The sequence below is a fragment of the Stenotrophomonas sp. YJH_SMC_91 genome (assembly GCF_059368495.1).
This window is the reverse complement of the sequence record NZ_JCAFRT010000009.1, coordinates 18,895-34,848: the sequence shown is the minus strand read 5'-3', so window position 1 is coordinate 34,848 and position 15,954 is coordinate 18,895. Positions and strand designations below refer to the sequence as shown.

Annotated in this window: 16 protein-coding genes; 9 read left to right on the top strand and 7 right to left on the bottom strand. The window is 67.2% G+C overall.

The features are described from left to right. Window positions 1-280: 280 nt before the first annotated feature. Genes AC5P5X_RS12360 through AC5P5X_RS12350 form a run of 3 tightly spaced genes read right to left on the bottom strand, consistent with a single transcriptional unit; the run spans window position 281 to window position 1,509 of the window. Window positions 281-496 carry a hypothetical protein gene (locus AC5P5X_RS12360; protein ID WP_049417918.1) on the bottom strand — a complete coding sequence of 72 codons (216 nt, stop codon included), beginning with the start codon at window positions 494-496 and terminating at the stop codon, window positions 281-283. After that, a complete protein-coding gene (locus tag AC5P5X_RS12355; protein ID WP_049417915.1) occupies window positions 493-1,143 on the bottom strand; it encodes an RNA polymerase sigma factor in 651 nt (216 codons plus the stop codon). The genes AC5P5X_RS12360 and AC5P5X_RS12355 overlap by 4 nt, the downstream gene beginning before the upstream one ends. Before the next feature lie 36 nt (window positions 1,144-1,179). Then, on the bottom strand, window positions 1,180-1,509 hold the full coding sequence (locus AC5P5X_RS12350; RefSeq protein WP_005411618.1) for a hypothetical protein: 330 nt from the start codon (window positions 1,507-1,509) through the stop codon (window positions 1,180-1,182). 168 nt (window positions 1,510-1,677) lie between these two features. Here AC5P5X_RS12350 and AC5P5X_RS12345 point away from each other — a divergent pair, with 168 nt between their 5' ends. The 7 genes from AC5P5X_RS12345 (at window position 1,678) to AC5P5X_RS12315 (ending at window position 10,074) form a co-directional block, all read left to right on the top strand. Continuing rightward, the gene (locus AC5P5X_RS12345; RefSeq protein WP_088429552.1) at window positions 1,678-4,050 is read left to right on the top strand and encodes a S9 family peptidase; all 2,373 of its coding nucleotides are present in this window, start codon (window positions 1,678-1,680) and stop codon (window positions 4,048-4,050) included. Further along, window positions 4,047-4,466 (top strand): NUDIX hydrolase, encoded by a 420-nt coding sequence (locus AC5P5X_RS12340; RefSeq protein WP_024957715.1) that lies wholly within the window; start codon window positions 4,047-4,049, stop codon window positions 4,464-4,466. Before AC5P5X_RS12345 ends, AC5P5X_RS12340 begins: the two co-directional genes overlap by 4 nt. Window positions 4,467-4,496: 30 nt before the next feature. After that, on the top strand, window positions 4,497-5,057 hold the full coding sequence (locus AC5P5X_RS12335; RefSeq protein ID WP_005411621.1) for a hypothetical protein: 561 nt from the start codon (window positions 4,497-4,499) through the stop codon (window positions 5,055-5,057). 34 nt (window positions 5,058-5,091) lie between these two features. Further along, window positions 5,092-6,213: a hypothetical protein gene (locus AC5P5X_RS12330; protein WP_012481611.1), complete on the top strand. Its 1,122-nt coding sequence runs from the start codon at window positions 5,092-5,094 to the stop codon at window positions 6,211-6,213. A 37-nt stretch (window positions 6,214-6,250) separates the two neighbouring features. Beyond that, complete coding sequence (locus AC5P5X_RS12325; protein WP_012481612.1) at window positions 6,251-7,864, top strand: hypothetical protein; 1,614 nt, start codon at window positions 6,251-6,253, stop codon at window positions 7,862-7,864. 54 nt (window positions 7,865-7,918) lie between these two features. Further along, window positions 7,919-8,815, top strand: a complete 897-nt coding sequence (gene hemF / locus AC5P5X_RS12320; RefSeq protein ID WP_012481613.1) for an oxygen-dependent coproporphyrinogen oxidase — start codon at window positions 7,919-7,921, stop codon at window positions 8,813-8,815. 95 nt (window positions 8,816-8,910) lie between these two features. Further along, entirely contained in the window at window positions 8,911-10,074 is a 1,164-nt protein-coding gene (locus AC5P5X_RS12315) for a hypothetical protein (RefSeq protein ID WP_076739418.1), read from the top strand. Window positions 10,075-10,116: 42 nt separating this feature from the next. Here the strand turns inward: AC5P5X_RS12315 and AC5P5X_RS12310 are convergent, their stop codons facing one another. Beyond that, window positions 10,117-10,596, bottom strand: a complete 480-nt coding sequence (locus AC5P5X_RS12310) for a DUF421 domain-containing protein (RefSeq protein WP_024957711.1) — start codon at window positions 10,594-10,596, stop codon at window positions 10,117-10,119. 372 nt (window positions 10,597-10,968) lie between these two features. Further along, window positions 10,969-13,743: a DNA polymerase I gene (polA, locus tag AC5P5X_RS12305; RefSeq protein ID WP_012481616.1), complete on the bottom strand. Its 2,775-nt coding sequence runs from the start codon at window positions 13,741-13,743 to the stop codon at window positions 10,969-10,971. A gap of 98 nt (window positions 13,744-13,841) precedes the next feature. On the opposite strand from polA, the gene AC5P5X_RS12300 reads away from it, so the two are divergent. Next, complete coding sequence (locus AC5P5X_RS12300; RefSeq protein ID WP_005411628.1) at window positions 13,842-14,126, top strand: DUF2782 domain-containing protein; 285 nt, start codon at window positions 13,842-13,844, stop codon at window positions 14,124-14,126. Between the two features lie 256 nt (window positions 14,127-14,382). On the opposite strand, the gene AC5P5X_RS12295 is transcribed toward AC5P5X_RS12300, so the two are convergent. Further along, window positions 14,383-14,829 (bottom strand): universal stress protein, encoded by a 447-nt coding sequence (locus AC5P5X_RS12295; protein WP_005411629.1) that lies wholly within the window; start codon window positions 14,827-14,829, stop codon window positions 14,383-14,385. A 185-nt stretch (window positions 14,830-15,014) separates the two neighbouring features. On the opposite strand from AC5P5X_RS12295, the gene AC5P5X_RS12290 reads away from it, so the two are divergent. Next, window positions 15,015-15,161 (top strand): hypothetical protein, encoded by a 147-nt coding sequence (locus AC5P5X_RS12290; protein ID WP_005411630.1) that lies wholly within the window; start codon window positions 15,015-15,017, stop codon window positions 15,159-15,161. 48 nt (window positions 15,162-15,209) lie between these two features. On the opposite strand, the gene AC5P5X_RS12285 is transcribed toward AC5P5X_RS12290, so the two are convergent. After that, the gene (locus AC5P5X_RS12285) at window positions 15,210-15,764 is read right to left on the bottom strand and encodes a hypothetical protein (protein ID WP_111189042.1); all 555 of its coding nucleotides are present in this window, start codon (window positions 15,762-15,764) and stop codon (window positions 15,210-15,212) included. Between the last annotated feature and the right edge of the window lie 190 nt (window positions 15,765-15,954).

Below are 15,954 nucleotides of genomic sequence, written 5' to 3'. Positions count from 1 at the left end.
CATGTGATTCTCACTCCATACCCGTGGAAGCTGATGGTTGAGAGTCTCTGATTGTGAAACTCCGACTCAAGCGGAGGCATGGAGTTTGCAACTTTCCTCAGGAAACACACGTAGCTCGCGGACCCTGAATAGAGCGACTGCCACTGATGACGAGGCCGACGTGACGGAGTCTGACGGGAAAGGCCAACTGCCGACGTGGAGACAACGCCCGACGCTTGGATATCTGATCGGAAGTTGGAGGAAGAAGCGTCCCAAAGCAGTTGCGGGCGTCAATGTTCTTCTAGACCCAGAAGTACCAGGCCGCTGCAGCCAGCAGCGCGCCAAACAACAGCACCTGCACCACCACATAGCCCACGCCACTGTCGCGTGACTCAGCGGCAATGCGCTTCTGCAGCGCCTCACTCACATCCGGCGTTTCTTCCCGCTGCACCTGCTCACGCAACGCCTGCGCCAGCGCGCGCTTTTCCGCATCGCGAGGGTCGGTCGGTCGGTTCACAGCAGTTCTCCGGCGGCGGCACGCCGCGTCAGTTCCTGCTTCAGGACCTGGCGCGCACGGTGAAGGTGGCTCTTGATGGTACCGCGCGCCAGCCCGGTCACCTGCTCGATTTCGGCCAGATCGAAATCCTCCAGGTAGTGCAGGCCGACGATCAGGCGCTGCGGTGCACTCAGCCGTTCCAGCGCCGCGCCGAGCTGGCGCCCTGCCTGCAGCGCCTCGCTCAACTCAACCGGGCCCGGGCCTTCATCGCCGACACCCAGTTCCTCCGGCACCTCCACGGCCACCATCCATTGCGCCTCCAGCCGCCGCCGGCGCAGGTGCTGCAGCGCCGTGGTGTAAGCGACCCGGGATACCCAGGTGCGCAGCGAGCATTCAAAACGAAACCGGTGCAGCTGGCGGAACACCGCAAGGAAATTTTCCTGCAGCAGGTCGGCCACCTGATCACGATCGCCCACCATGCGCCCGATCACATGCGCGCAGGTGCGTTGATGGGTCTCGACCAGCTGCGAAAACGCCACCTGCGAGCCATCGATGATGGCCCGCACCAGGGCCTGGTCCGCGTCCAGCGGTCCGATGGGTGCCTCCGTCTTCGCGTCGTGGCGGCGACGGCCCCGCAGTGCCGACAGTGCGTCGTCGAGCAGGCTCATCTACGGGGCGCCCCCTGTGCCCGTGGCACGCCTGCCTCAGCCCTTGCGCGCAGCAGGACGGGTGAAGTGCCAGGCCAGCAGCTGGCCCAGGCCGGCACTGCCGACCAGTGCGGCGGCGGCGCCGAAGGTCAGGTCACGGGCACCCATCGCTTCCAGCAGGGCCATGGCCAGCGCCAGGCAGACCAGGCTGATGCCCCAGCGCAGCGCGCCCTGGCGGCGGCGCTCTTCTTCCAGCACGGCCAGCGAGCGGATCACTTCCTCGGGCACGTGCGGGGCCACCAGCTTGCTGCGCGCGCGGGCATCGGCAATGGCGTGGATCGCGTAGGCGATGCAGATGAAGAGGGTGATCGGGATCAGTTCCTGCATGGTCGGGCTCCTGTTCGGTGGATGATGCGGGTTCAGGAGAATGGATGCGCGAGGCCGGCCAGCGGTTGCACTACTTTGCCAATCCCGCTGCCATGACCTGTGGCCCCTGCCCCCGGCCCTTGCGGCTGCTACGCTTGGCCGGTTTTCCTCTACTGGTGCCGTCCGCCCATGTCCCGAGTGCTGCCCCTGTCCCTCCTGCTGTCGGCCGTGCTGGCCGCACCGGCCGCGCATGCCGCGCCGACGCCGATCACCATCGAACAGGCCATGGCCGACCCGGACTGGATCGGTCCGCCGGTCGAGAAGGCCTGGTGGTCGTGGAACAGCCAGCAGGTGGAGTACCAGCTCAAGCGCAACGGCAGCCCGGTGCGCGATACCTTCCGCCAGCCGGTGGCCGGTGGCGTGGCCGCGCAGGTGGCCGATGACCAGCGCGGCACCCTGGACGTGGCCGAGCCGGTCTACGACCGCAGCCGCAGCCGCAGTGCCTTCGTGCGCAATGGCGACGTGTTCGTGCGCGACCTGCGCAGCGGCGCGCTGACGCAGCTGACCCGCAGCAACGAGCGCGCGGGCAACGTGAACTTCGCCGCCGACAATGGCGTGATCTGGCGCGTCGGCCAGAACTGGTTCCACTGGACCGCCGCCAGCGGCGTGCAGCAGGTGGCCAGCCTGAAGGCCGAAAAGGATCCGCGTACACCGCCGAAGGCCGACGTGCTGCGCGACCAGCAGCTGCGCACGCTGGAAACCCTTCGCCGCGACCGTGACCAGCGCGAAGCACTGAAGGACCAGGACCAGCGCTGGCGCCAGGCCGACCCGACCCGCGCGCCGGGCCCGGTGTACCTGGGCGCCGACGTGGAGATCGCCGACAGCGTGCTGTCGCCTGACCTGACCCACCTGGTCGTGGTGACCAAGCCGAAGGACTTCGATGACGGCCGTGGCGGCAAGATGCCGCTGTACGTGACCGAGTCGGGCTACGAGGAAACCGAGGACACCCGCACCCGCGTCGGCCGTAACGGCTTCGAGCCGCACACGCTGTGGTACGTGGACGTGCGCACCGGCAAGGCCGAGAAGGTTTCGCTGGCCGGCCTGCCGGGCATCAGCACCGATCCGCTGGCCGAGCTGCGCCGCAAGGCCGGCAAGGACGCGCTGAAGGGCGAGCGCAGCCTGCAGGTGATGAGCGACTTCATGGGCGGTGGCATCCGCTGGAGCCCTGATGGCCAGCAGGCCGCGGTGATGCTGCGTGCCAACGACAACAAGGACCGCTGGATCATCAGCGTCAACGCTGCCGACGGCCGCGTGCAGAACCGCCATCGCCTGACCGACAACGCCTGGATCAACTGGGGCTTCAATGATTTCGGCTGGATGGCCGATGGCCGCACGCTGTGGCTGCTGTCGGAGGAATCGGGCTTCTCGCACCTGTATACCCAGTCCGGTACGGGCAAGCCGCAGGCGCTCACCAGCGGCAAGTGGGAAACCTCGGCGCCGGTGCTGTCGGCCGACGGCAAGGGTTTCTACTTCCTGTGCAACCAGCAGGCGCCGCATGACTACGAAGTCTGCGCGGTCGACACCGGCAGCCGCCAGGTGCGCGAGCTGACCAGCCTCAACGGCGTGGAAGACTTCTCGCTGTCGCCGGACGGCCAGCAGCTGCTGGTGCGCTACTCCGGCGCCTACCTGCCGGCGCAGCTGGCCGTGGTACCGAGCACCGGCGCAGGCCAGGCCCGCGTGCTGACCGACACCCGCACTGCCGAGTTCAAGGCGCGCCAGTGGATCCAGCCGAAGCTGGTGGCGGTGCCGTCCAAGCATGGCGCCGGCGTGGTCTGGGCCAAGTACTACGAGCCCGAAAACAAGGAACCGGGGAAGAAGTACCCGATCGTGATGTTCGTGCACGGCGCCGGCTACCTGCAGAACGTGCACCAGCGCTACCCGGCCTACTTCCGCGAGCAGATGTTCCACAACCTGCTGGTGCAGAAGGGCTACATCGTGCTGGACATGGATTACCGCGGCAGCGAGGGCTACGGCCGCGACTGGCGTACGGCGATCTATCGCAACATGGGCCACCCGGAACTGGAAGACTACAAGGACGGCCTGGACTGGCTGGTCGACACCCAGCAGGGTGACCGCGACCATGCCGGCATCTACGGTGGTTCCTACGGCGGCTTCATGACCTTCATGGCCCTGTTCCGCTCGCCGGGCACGTTCAAGGCCGGCGCCGCGCTGCGCCCGGTGGTGGACTGGCACCAGTACAACCATGGCTATACCAGCAACATCCTCAATACCCCGGACATCGATCCGGAGGCGTACCGCGTGTCCTCGCCGATCGAATACGCGCAGAACCTGCAGGACAACCTGCTGATCGCCCACGGCATGATGGATGACAACGTGTTCTTCCAGGACTCGGTGAACCTGACCCAGCGCCTGATCGAACTGCACAAGGACAACTGGTCGATCGCACCGTACCCGCTGGAGCGCCACGGCTATGTGCGCGCCGATTCCTGGCTGGACCAGTACAAGCGCATCCTCAAGCTGTTCGAGCAGAACCTGAAGTGAGCAACGCCGCGGCCACGGTCCACATCGTGGCCGCGGTCATCCTGGATGACCGCGGCCGGGCGCTGGTGGTGCGCAAGCACGGCGCCAGCCGCTTCATCCAACCGGGCGGCAAGCCCGAACCCGGCGAAGCGCCGCTGCAGGCGCTGGCCCGCGAACTGGACGAAGAACTCGGTGTGCAGCTGTGCGCCGAAACCGCCATCGCGCTGGGCACCTTCGAGGATTGGGCGGTGAACGAACCCGGCCATCGGGTGCAGGCACAGGCCTGGTGGGTGCGGGTGGACGGCACGCCACAGGCATGTGCCGAGATCGCCGAACTGGCCTGGGTGCCACTGCAGCCGCCGCATGGCCAGCCCTTGGCACCGTTGAGCGAACACCATATCCTGCCGGCCGTCGCCACCCGGGTGACGGCCCGCTGATCGCGCGGGCACCGATTGCAAGGACACCGGATGTCAATGTCGATCCCGCCGATTCCCTCGCTGGTCCAGCCGACCTATCACGCCTGGGTGCGCCCGATCGCACACGCTTCGTTCTGGCTGTCGCTGCTGCTCACGGTGTACTTCGTGATGCAGGGGCTGCTGCTGTGGCCGCTGCACAACCTTCCGATCTGGCATCTGGTTGAGAGGGAAGTACAAGACCAGCACCTGCACAGCCTGACCTGGCTGTTGGCGCATCCGGTGGCCGCGTCGATGATTGCCGCGCTGCTGTGCCTGGCCTCGACGCTGGCCAGCTGGGGCCTGCTGCGCGAGCGCAGCTGGGGCCTGTGGAGCTTTGTGGTGATCCTGCTGCTGAGCGCATTGGCCAACTTTGCGATCGCCGGCTGGTTGGACGTGTTCATGCGTGACGTCATCCCGTTTCTCTCCGACGACGCCGTCCTGCAGCAGGAACTCCATCTGAAACGCTGGTTGATCACGCTGACCGTGGTGGCCATGTCATTGGTGCTCCTCGGCCTGCAGGGCTGGCTGGCCTGGCGCCTGTTGCGGCCGGACCTCCGCTCGCGCTTCCACTGAGCCCCCCCCTTTCCCGCACGACAAGGACCGTCGCTTGCGCTTGCCGACCCTTCTCCCCGCATTGCTGCTGTTGACTGCGCTGCCTGCCAGCGCCGACGCGCTGCAATGTGGCGAATACCGCAGCGCCGATGGCGGCATGGCGCTGGTGTTCACCAGTCCCGGCAGCGGCTACCACCACGATGATGGCAGCGAGCCGCAGCCGCTGTGGGTTGATCGCGGTGCGGCACAGACGCGGTTGGTCATGCTCGACGATGGCGTGGCGCAGCCGATCCGGATCAGCGCCGATGGGCAGCGCATCGAGCACGACGGGGTGGTGCTCTACATCCTGCGCCAGCCCCGCGCCTGCGCCAGCGAGCCCAGCGCGATGGACGGCAGCTGCCGCGCCGCCGGCAGTCACTGCGTTGCACGGCTGCCCACGGCCTCACCCGGCCAGGCCCAGCGTGCGTGCAGCGAAGGCGTTGGCGCGGGCTGCTCGGCGCTGCTGCGCCAGCTTCGCGATGGAACAACCGTAGCCGGCAGCGATGACACCAGCCCCGCGCGCTTCGAACGCCCGCCCATCTGCCGCGAACACACGCCCGGCCATGACCCGCAGGCCTGCGAGACGCTGACCGGCGATGCGCTGGCCGCCGCCATGCAGAAGGTCGGTGAACGCCTGCAACAGGAAGACGAAGACATGCCGGATTCACCGCTTCCGGCCGCTGCACGCGATCGCCTGCAGCAGTTGTGCCTGCAGCAACGTGGTGGCCGCTTCTGCGTCGAAGTAGCCGCACAGCAGCTGATCGCGCTGGAGCCCGCATTGGCGGTGCAGGCGCTGCAGGTGGTCTGCGATGCCGGCCGCGCCAGCGCCTGCGAACGCATCGCACCGCTGCGCGGTCCCGGCGCCGACCTGCGCCTCGTCCCGGCCCAGCAGGTGCCCTGCGGCCGCTACCAGGCCGATGGAGGCGTGATCGACAGGCTCGACTTCGGCGATGGCACCCGGGCCCGCCTGCAGAACGGCGCCATCCACATGCAGCAGAACGGCGAAACCCTTGTGCTGCGCCAGCTCGGCAACGGCGATCTGCTCGGCATGGATGCGCAGACCGCCTACCAGCGTTACCAGCCCGTGCCCGGCACGGCAGAATGTACGCCCCCGCGCGAGGGCCCTGGTTCGCCGTAGCGCCTGGAGTTTCCCGTTCGATCGTCAAGGAGACGACATGCATTCACCCGCACCGCGCCAGCGCTGGCTGGCCTGGGCGTTGCTGCTGGCCGCACCGATGGCCGCCGCACAGTCACCACAATGCGGCCTGTTCAAGGCCGACGAAGGCAGCAGCACGCTGCGCATCAGCTCACCCAACCGTGGCGAGCAGAAGCACTTCGGCAGTGCGCCGTCTCCGGTCGCGTTCCAGCAGATCGACGGAAAGCTGCAACTGGTGAACCTGGAACATGGCCTGCCCAGCGCGCTGCAGGTGCGCGACCGTGGCCGCACGGTCGAGGTGGATGGCACGACCTACATCCTGCTGGCCCCCGAACAGTGCGCCGCAGCAACCACGCCGGCTGAAGGCAGCTGCCTGGCCAATGCCGTGGCCTGCCTGGACAACCGTCACGAAGCCACTCCGGCCACGCTGGAAGCAGGGTGTCGGGAAGGCGTGCCCGGCATGTGCCTGCAACTGGCTGATCGTTGGCATGAGGAGGCTAAACCTGTCGTCGAAGCCGATCCTGTCCAGCAGAAGGCGGCCCTCGACGCCGCCCTGTCCGGTATCAAGCTCCCCGCTGCCTGTGACAACGGTGGCTTCGAACAGGAAACCCCGGCATGTGCCGCCGCGCTCGAGGCCGACCCCGCAGTGCAGGCGCAGCTGGTCAAGGCCGCGATGACGGCAGCCATGACCGAAGCCATGGTGACGATGACGGCGCCGACCGTGCCGGTGATCATTCCGGCTGAGCGGCGGCAACAGTTGTTGCGGCTGTGCCGCGAGGTAGCGCATGGCGGCTTCTGCGAGCGGGTGGCCGAACTGTCCTGGGACGCGGGAGATCCCCTGCTGGCGGTGCAGGCGCTGGCTGCGGCCTGCACACCGGGCAACGACACCGCCACCTGCGAGCGTCTGCCGGCGTTGCAGGCGCTGGGCGCATCATTGCGACCGCAACCGGCAACGGCCCTGCCCTGCGGCAACTACCGGGCCGATGGCGGTCTGATGGACACGCTGGACTTCGGTGACAACGGCCTGGTCGGCGTTGGCTGGAACAGCCATCTCCGCGCCCGCGTCGAAGAGGGCGACATCCGCATCCGCCACGACAGGGGCGGCGACTTCGTGCTGCGTCCGCTGCCTGGCGGCCAACTGCTGGGCCTGGATACCTGGACCCGCTTCCAGGTGTTCACCCCCACTGGCGATGGCCCGGGCCGCTGCAGTGCACCGAAGCAGTACACCGTGCTGCCGCTACCCCAGGATTGCCCGCAGGCGCTCGCTACCGGCGGGGCGGAAGCCTGCTGCGCGCAGGGCAAGCTGCAGGGCTGCAACGTACTCGGCAACCGCCTTGCGCTGTCCGGGCACTGGCTGCAGGCCGCCGAGCACTACACCACGGTCTGCCGCGCCGGCGTCCGCGAGGGCTGCGAGAACCTGGTCACGGCCCAGGGCAACGATGCCGAGGTGGATGCACATGCACTGCTGGACCGGCTGTGCAAGGCCGACCGCAGTGGCCTGCACGTGGCCTGCGACGTGCTCGGCACCCAGAACTGGGAACTGATCGATCTGGGCCGCGCGCTGCAGAAGGCGGCCGATGACGCGGCATCAGACGACACCCCGCCGCCACGCCATTCCAACCGCAAGCGCTGAGCCGGCCAGGGCCTGTCCGCAGCTTCGGGCGGGCCCTGCGGTAAAGTACGCGCCATGAACGAATTCGAGCGCGTGCGCGCCTACCTCACCGACCTGCAGGACCGCATCTGTGCGGCGATCGAGGCCGTCGATGGCCGGGCCCGCTTCCAGGAAGACCTGTGGCAGCGTGCCGAGGGCGGCGGTGGGCGCACCCGCGTGCTGCGCGACGGCGCGGTGTTCGAGCAGGCCGGTATCGGCTTTTCCGATGTGTCCGGCAGCCGCCTGCCGCCGTCGGCCTCGGCCAACCGCCCGGAACTGGCCGGCGCCTCCTGGCGCGCCACCGGCGTGTCGCTGGTGTTCCACCCGCTCAACCCCTACGTGCCGACCACCCATGCCAACGTGCGCTTCTTCCAGGCGCAGCGCGATGGTGAAGTGGTGGCCAGCTGGTTCGGCGGCGGCTTCGACCTGACCCCGTTCTATCCGTTCGACGAGGACGTGCAGCACTGGCACCAGGTGGCACGCGATCTGTGTGCGCCGTTCGGCGACGAACGCTATGCCGCGCACAAGCGCTGGTGTGATGAGTACTTCTTCCTGCGCCACCGCAATGAAACGCGCGGCGTCGGCGGGCTGTTCTTCGACGACCTGCACGGCGACTTCGAGCGCGACTTCGCTTATCTGCGTGCGGTCGGCGATGGTTTCCTCGACGCCTACCTGCCGATCGTGCAGCAGCGCAAGGACGCCATCTATGGCGAGCGCGAACGCGAGTTCCAGCTGTACCGCCGCGGCCGCTACGTGGAGTTCAACCTGGTCTACGACCGCGGCACCCTGTTCGGGCTGCAGAGCGGTGGCCGCAGCGAAAGCATCCTGATGAGCCTGCCGCCCCGGGTACGCTGGGAGTACGGCTTCACCCCGGAAGCGGGCAGCGCCGAGGCGCGCCTGGCCGACTATCTGGTGCCGCGCGACTGGCTGTGATCTTCCGGCGCCACGCCTGACCCGTGGCGCCCTCTCCTGCCTGTGGTGCGCCCCGCACCGGACAGGCCCTGCTCACTTCCTTCAAGGATGACCCCATGCCCGCTGCTGTTTCCCCCCGCCCTCGCGCTGCGGGCTGGCGCTCCCTGCTGTTGCTTGCATTGGCCTCGGCCAGCCTGCCGGCCGCCGCTCAGTCGATGGCCTGCGGCACCTACAAGGACAGCAACGGCAACACCACGCTGACCCTGGAGAGCGAAGGCCACGGCTTCCTGTCCGGCCCCTACCAGGCCACCGAGGAGCTGCGCATCGCCCGCCAGGAAGACGTGCTCGGTACCGGCAACCTGTCCACGGGCCAGCTGGAAAACTGGTACTTCTCGGACAACGACCGCACGATCAGCACGCCCTATCGCGAGTTCACCCGTGAGCACGCCGCCGCCTGCAAGACGATGCCGCAGCCCGTCGAGGGCGGTTGCGTGATGAACACCTCCGAGTGCCTGGAGGCGCTGCCAGAGGCCGCACCCGTGAAACTGCACGCCTGGTGCGCCGAGGGCGTGGGCGCAGCCTGCATGCGCCTGCTGGAGACCTACCAGCAGCAGGCCAAGGACGCAGCGCCCGGAAAGGAAGAACCGCCGATTCCCGAGATCTGCAGGGAGGAGCTGCCCTCGTTCGACGCCGAGGGTTGCATGACGGCAGCCAAGGAGATTGCCTCGGAAATGATGGGCAAGGCCCTGCTCGGCCTGCAGCATTCCGTGGATGCGCCTCTGCCACCTGCACAGCTTGATGAACTGATCGACCTTTGCCGCGTGCAACAGGGCGAAACGTTCTGCGCCGACACCGCCGAAACCTTGTGGAGCAGTGGCCGCCTGCAGGAGGCCCGCGATGCGCTGCAGCGATCCTGTGCACAGCGCGCGGATGCCCCGGCCTGCGGTCCGGCCAAAGACCTTGCCGTTCTCGCCAGCGCCCCCGCGGCAGCGCTCACGCCGGTGCCGGCCGCCGCACTGCCCTGTGGCAGCTTTGAAGCCGAGCGCAGCGTGCTGTCGCAGCTGCGTTTCCTCGAGGGTGGTGTGGTTGAGGCCGGTGGCCGCGAACAGCCACTGCGGGCAAGCCTGCGCGATGGCCGCATCCTCATCCACCGCGATATCGGCAGCGACTTCGTGCTGCAGCTGCTGCAGAACGGCAACCTGGTCGGTATCGACAGCGGCAATCGTTTCGCCTATTACGAGCGCAAACCGGCGGCCGGCACTACCCGCTGCACACCGTGAATGATGCGCTGTAGCGCCGAGCCCATGCTCGGTGCTGCACGATCAGGTGCCCTTCCGCGGAAGGATGGTGATGTGCCCGGTCGTCTCCAGCAGGGCGATCTGCACATCCTCGATCCGCAGGCCACCCTGCTGGCGCAACGCAGCATCGAAATCGGCCCGGCTGATCAGTTCGCGGCGAAGAACACCCTCCAAAAGCCGGCCATCGCGCGCGATTACGGTAGGTTCTCCTTCGATCATCCGCTCCATGCGTCGATTCCGGGTGGTCAGCCAGCCCACCCCATAGTTGAGCAGGATGAGGGTCGCGGCCAGCAGCAGGCCGCCGCCCAGCGAGGTATCGGTGCCCAGCAGCGCGTTCTGCACCGCATTGCCCAGCAGCACGATCAACAGCACGTCGAAGGGCGTGATCTGCCCTAGAGCCCGCTTGCCGCCAAGCCGGACCATGCCCAGCACCACGACATAGACCACCACCGCGCGCAGGATGAACTCCCACCACGGCATCGCCAGTGCGAACAGATCGGGCATCGCGGGTTCCCCTGCTGGACGGTGGCCCAGCCTAGCACCTGGGGTCAGATCCCTTTGCCCAGCGGGCAAAGGGATCTGACCCCATCCGAGATGTTCCGGCGGCACAAATAAAAAGCCCCGCTGACCAGGGGGAGGTCAACGGGGCCGGGGAACGGGCACTTGGGGAGGAGTCCCCGTTCCGAGATCTGCTCCAGGGGATGGGAGAGATCCACAACAGGCGTTGCGCCTGTCGAGAGTTATAGAAGCACTCCGAACACTAACGGTTCGTGAAGGGGCCCAATTTAATGAACCTCGATCAGGACAACATTCATGATCGAGTCAGAAACCTCTGACGAATGAACGAATTCACGTCGTTTTCGGCCTGAAATACCCTCAGTGCGCTTCGTCCCAGTTGTTGCCGACGCCGGTATCGACCACCAGCGGCACCCGCAGTTTGGCCGCTTGCGACATGCGCTCGACCACCTGCAAACGCAAGTCTTCAACGAAACTGCTTTCGGTTTCGAACACCAGTTCATCGTGCACCTGCAGGATCATCCGTGCCGGTGCGCCGCTGTCACGCAGCCACTGGTCCACGTCCACCATCGCGCGTTTGATGATGTCGGCGGCGGTGCCCTGCATCGGCGCGTTGATCGCCGCGCGTTCGGCACCGGCGCGCAGGCCCTGGTTACGTGCATGAATGTCGTTCAGGTACAGGCGACGACCAAACAGGGTTTCCACATAGCCCTGGTCGCGGGCCTGCTGGCGCATCCGCTCCATGAAATCGCGCACGCCCGGGTAGCGGCTGAAGTACAGCGCCACGTAGTCCTGCGCCTGGCCACGGTCGATGCCCAGGTTGCGGGCCAGGCCGAAGGCGCTCATGCCGTACATCAGCCCGAAGTTGATCGCCTTGGCGGCGCGGCGCTCGTTCGGGGTCACTTCCTCCAGCGTGCGCCCGAACACCTCGGCGGCGGTGGCACGGTGCACGTCGGCGCCCTGCTCGAAGGCACGCACCAGGCCCGGGTCCTCGGACAGGTGGGCCATGATCCGCAGTTCGATCTGCGAATAGTCGGCCGCCAGCAGCTGGAAGCCCTCCGGCGCCACGAACGCGCGGCGGATGCGACGGCCGTCCTCGGTGCGGATCGGGATGTTCTGCAGGTTCGGGTCCGACGAGGACAGGCGGCCGGTGGCGGCTCCGGACTGGTGATAGCTGGTATGCACGCGGCCGGTATCCGGGTTGACCATCTCCGGCAGCTTGTCGGTGTAGGTGCTGCGCAGCTTGGCCAGCCCGCGGTACTCCAGGATCACGCGCGGCAGCTCGTGCTGGTCGGCAATCGCCTCCAGCGCCTCTTCATTGGTGCTGGGCTGGCCCTTGGGGGTCTTCACCACCGCCGGCAGCTTCAACTCGTCGAACAGCACCGCCTGCAGCTGCTTGGGCGAATCCAGGTTGAAGCTGCGCCCGGCCAGCTCGGTGGCTTTCTGCTGCGCGGCCAGCATGCGCGAAGACAGGTCCTGGCTCTGCCGGCGCAGTTCGTCGGTGTCGACCCGCACGCCGTTGGCTTCGATGCTGGCCAGCACCGGCACCAGCGGCATCTCGATGCCGCGGTAAACGCTGTCCAGCGCCGGCTCGGCCAGCAGCTGCGGCTGCAGCGCGTGGTGCAGGCGCAGGGTGATGTCGGCGTCCTCGGCGGCGTAGCGGCTGGCCTCGTCGATGCCCACCTGCGAGAACGGAATCTGCTTGGCGCCCTTGCCGGCCACGTCCTCGAACTTGATGGTGCTGTAGCCCAGGTAGCGCAGCGCCAGCGAATCCATGTCGTGGCGGGTGGCGGTGGAATTGAGCACGAAGCTCTCGAGCATGGTGTCGTCGTGGTAGCCCTGCACCTGCACGCCGTGGCGTCGCAGCACGTGCAGGTCGTACTTGCCGTGCTGGCCCAGCTTCTTCTTCGCCGGGTCCTGCAGCACCGAGCGCAGTGCGTCCAGCACCTGCTGCATCGGCAGCTGGGCCGGCGCACCCGGGTAATCGTGGCCGACCGGAATATACGCCGCCCTGCCCGGCTCGACGGCCAGGCTGATGCCCACCAGCCGCGCACGCATCGCGTCCAGCGCATCGGTTTCGGTATCGAAGCTGATCAGGTCGGCCTGCTGCAGGCGTTCGACCCAGGCCTGCAGCTGCTCGGCGCTCAGCACGGTCTCGTATTCACCCGGCGCGGACAGTGCCGGATCCAGCGTGCCGGCGGCGGGCGCCTCGACGCTGCCACGCGCGAAGCCGGCCGCAGTGCCGCGCAGGCTCGGGGTCGCCTCGCTGGCGGCCACCGGTGCCGGCACCGGCGCACCCAGCTCCTTCAGCGCCTGGGTGAAGCCGTAGCGCGCATACAGCTCGGTCAGCTCCGGCACGTCCTGCTCGCGCAGGGCCAGCGTGGTCGGGCTGGCGTCCAGCGCCAGGTCGGTGCGGATGGTCACCAGCTCGCGGTTCAGCGGCAGGCGCTCCAGCGCCGCGCGCAGGTTTTCGCCGATCTTGCCCTTCATGGTCGGCGCGGCCGCCATCACCCCATCCAGGTGCTGGTACTCGGCCAGCCACTTGGCGGCGGTCTTCGGCCCGCACTTCTCCACGCCCGGCACGTTGTCGACGGTGTCGCCCATCAGCGCCAGCAGGTCGATGATCTGGTCGGCGCGCACGCCGAATTTCTCCATCACCGCCGCATCCGAATCCATGCGGCTTCCGGTCATGGTGTTGACCAGCTCGATGCCCGGGCGCACCAGCTGGGCGAAGTCCTTGTCGCCGGTGGAAATGGTCACCTTCAGGTCCTGCGCCAGGCCCTGGAGGGCCAGCGTGCCGATCACATCGTCGGCTTCCACGCCGGGGACGCGCAGGATGCTGATGCCCAGCGCCTCGACGATGCGGCACATCGGCTCGACCTGGCTGCGCAGCTCATCGGGCATCGGCGGGCGGTTGGCCTTGTACTGGTCGTACAGGTCATCGCGGAAGGTCTTGCCGGGCGCATCGACCACGAACGCGACGTAGGCCGGGCGTTCCTTCAGCGTCGAACGCAGCATGTTGACCACGCCGAACAGTGCGCCAGTGGGTTCACCCTGTGCATTGGACAGGGGCGGCAGCGCGTGGAACGCGCGGTACAGGTAACTGGACCCGTCGATCAGGACTAATCTGCTCATGGGCCGATTCTACGCGCCCGTGCCTGCACCGCGACGACACGGCACGCACCTGGCGATGGGGCATAATCAGGGCTCTCTCCAGGCAAAGGCCCCCGCCGATGAAGACCCTGATGCTGGCTTCCCTGCTCCTGCTCGCTGGCTGCGCCAGCATGGGTGGCGCAGGTGCTCCCCCGGTGGACGTCAAGGGCGCCGATGTCTCCAAGCGCACCATGGACAACGGCGATGTCATCGAGGAATACCGTGTGTCCGGCCAGCTGCGCATGGTCAAGGTGACGCCATCGCGCGGTGCTCCGTTCTACATGTACGACAAGAACGGCGATGGCCGTTTCGACAACGACAAGGACGGTGTGTCGCCGGTGTACTGGAAGCTGTACAGCTGGTGATGTGACCGGGGTCGGATCCCTCTCCACAGGAAAGGGCTCTGACCCCTCAAGGCCATCGGCACGGCCCATCCACGCATGGCGTGGATCTACCGGGACAACGAACGTGGATCCACGCCATGCGTGGGTGACCGCCTATCAGTAGATCCACGCCATGCGTGGATCCGCCCCCCGATCCCCGACAAAAAACAACGCCGGCGCGCATCCTGCGGCCGGCGTCGGGTCCCCTCCCCGGGAACGCTTGAATCAGTGGTGTGGATCAGCGGATGACCAGCACCGGCAGCGTGCTGCGTGCCAGCACTTCGGCGGTCTGGCTGCCCAGCAGCACGCGGGTCACGCCACGGCGGCCGTGCGAGGTCATCACGATCAGGTCGCTGTTGCGCTCGCCGGCGGTCTCGATGATGCCGTCAGCCGCGTAGCGGTCCAGCACGTGCACCGGATTGGCGGTGATGCCCTGCTCGGCCGCCTTGGCCAGCGCCGGCTGCAGCACCTTCTGCGCACCTTCCTCGCGGTCGGCCTTGTACTCGGGGCTGTTCATGTAGCCCACGCTCCAGCCCATGGCATCGTACATGCCGACGGCCCATGGCTCGGAAACAGTCACGATATCGACCTCGGCATTGAGGTCCTTGGCCAGCTCCAGGCCCTTGGCCAGGCCCTTGTCGGCCAGCTCGGATCCGTCGGTGGCAATCAGGATGCGCTTGTACATGGTGGGGCTCCGTAGCGATCTGCCAGATGGGAACGACACCATTGCACACCGGATGTGCAGGCCGTGCCTTGAGCAGAATCAATCCGGCGCCGCGCATTGGCGTGTGCGCACCGCCCGCTTGCACGCACCGGTCGGGCGGCGCATGCTCGGCGGGCGGCGCACTGCCGCGCCCAAGGACGACCGACATGCAGGACAACAAGCCGCCCGTCTGGAGTTCCCAGAAGTCCATCATGGTCGCCGCGATCATCGCCTTGGCGGTGCTGTTCGGCGGCTACCAGATCGGCAAGGACATGGCGCTGCGCGACAACGCCCGGCAGTCAGCCGGCCGATAACCTGCTGCCGTAGAGTCGAGCTTGCTCGACTCTACAGCGCCCCTACCTTCAGGCGATCTGCACCACGCGTGCGTTCTGGCACAGCGGATAGCTGCCCACGAATCCGGCAATCGCATCACGCATCGCTTCGAACGATCCGCCGTACATGTACAGCGCGGTTTCGGTCGGGCCCTGCCACCAGCTGCAGATCTCGCCCAGGCCGTCGATGTTCTCCGACAGCTGTTCGAACACGTGGTTGGAATCGCACTGCTCGTAGACTTCGTCCGGCAGGTTCAGGCCATCCAGGTAGATGCCCAGCCCCTCGGTCACGCCGAAGCTGCGGTCGGCTTCACCCGCGCCCTGCAGCTGCGAACCCTTCGGTGCACCCAGCTGTTCCAGCAGGTCGATCAGCTTCGGCACGCCGGCCGCATCGACCAGGGTAACTTCGATATCACCGTATTCGACCTCGCCGAGATCGGACATCGCGGTGCCGCCGCCAGTCAGCTCGCCCACCTGGGCCGCCTGCAGCAGCGCATCGAGCGGATCTTCGAACAGTTCGTGGCGATGCTCCGGCTGCAGCCGGGCGTTCAACTTCACGGTGACGTGCAGCGTGGGTTCGGTCATGGGGGCGTTCCTGGAGGATGTCAGGCCCCATTGTAGAGTCGAAGGGAGCGGCAGGAGCCGCTGCCAACGTCGCTTGCGACCGCCCAAAGGGTGCCGGTCAGGACGACCGGCATAGCCATGCTCGACTGCATTTTGCTCGTCCCAGTAGAGCCACGCCTATGCTCGGCTGCCCCGCTGTGACCAACGCCAC

Coding starts and splice junctions, on each gene's coding strand:
- AC5P5X_RS12355 (WP_049417915.1), bottom strand. CDS start 1,143: ATGAGCCTGCTCGACGACGCACTGTCGGCACTGCGGGGCCGTCGCCGC.
- AC5P5X_RS12350 (WP_005411618.1), bottom strand. CDS start 1,509: ATGCAGGAACTGATCCCGATCACCCTCTTCATCTGCATCGCCTACGCG.
- AC5P5X_RS12345 (WP_088429552.1), top strand. CDS start 1,678: ATGTCCCGAGTGCTGCCCCTGTCCCTCCTGCTGTCGGCCGTGCTGGCC.
- AC5P5X_RS12335 (WP_005411621.1), top strand. CDS start 4,497: ATGTCAATGTCGATCCCGCCGATTCCCTCGCTGGTCCAGCCGACCTAT.
- AC5P5X_RS12325 (WP_012481612.1), top strand. CDS start 6,251: ATGCATTCACCCGCACCGCGCCAGCGCTGGCTGGCCTGGGCGTTGCTG.
- hemF (WP_012481613.1), top strand. CDS start 7,919: ATGAACGAATTCGAGCGCGTGCGCGCCTACCTCACCGACCTGCAGGAC.
- AC5P5X_RS12315 (WP_076739418.1), top strand. CDS start 8,911: ATGCCCGCTGCTGTTTCCCCCCGCCCTCGCGCTGCGGGCTGGCGCTCC.
- AC5P5X_RS12310 (WP_024957711.1), bottom strand. CDS start 10,596: ATGCCCGATCTGTTCGCACTGGCGATGCCGTGGTGGGAGTTCATCCTG.
- polA (WP_012481616.1), bottom strand. CDS start 13,743: ATGAGCAGATTAGTCCTGATCGACGGGTCCAGTTACCTGTACCGCGCG.
- AC5P5X_RS12300 (WP_005411628.1), top strand. CDS start 13,842: ATGAAGACCCTGATGCTGGCTTCCCTGCTCCTGCTCGCTGGCTGCGCC.
- AC5P5X_RS12295 (WP_005411629.1), bottom strand. CDS start 14,829: ATGTACAAGCGCATCCTGATTGCCACCGACGGATCCGAGCTGGCCGAC.
- AC5P5X_RS12290 (WP_005411630.1), top strand. CDS start 15,015: ATGCAGGACAACAAGCCGCCCGTCTGGAGTTCCCAGAAGTCCATCATG.
- AC5P5X_RS12285 (WP_111189042.1), bottom strand. CDS start 15,764: ATGACCGAACCCACGCTGCACGTCACCGTGAAGTTGAACGCCCGGCTG.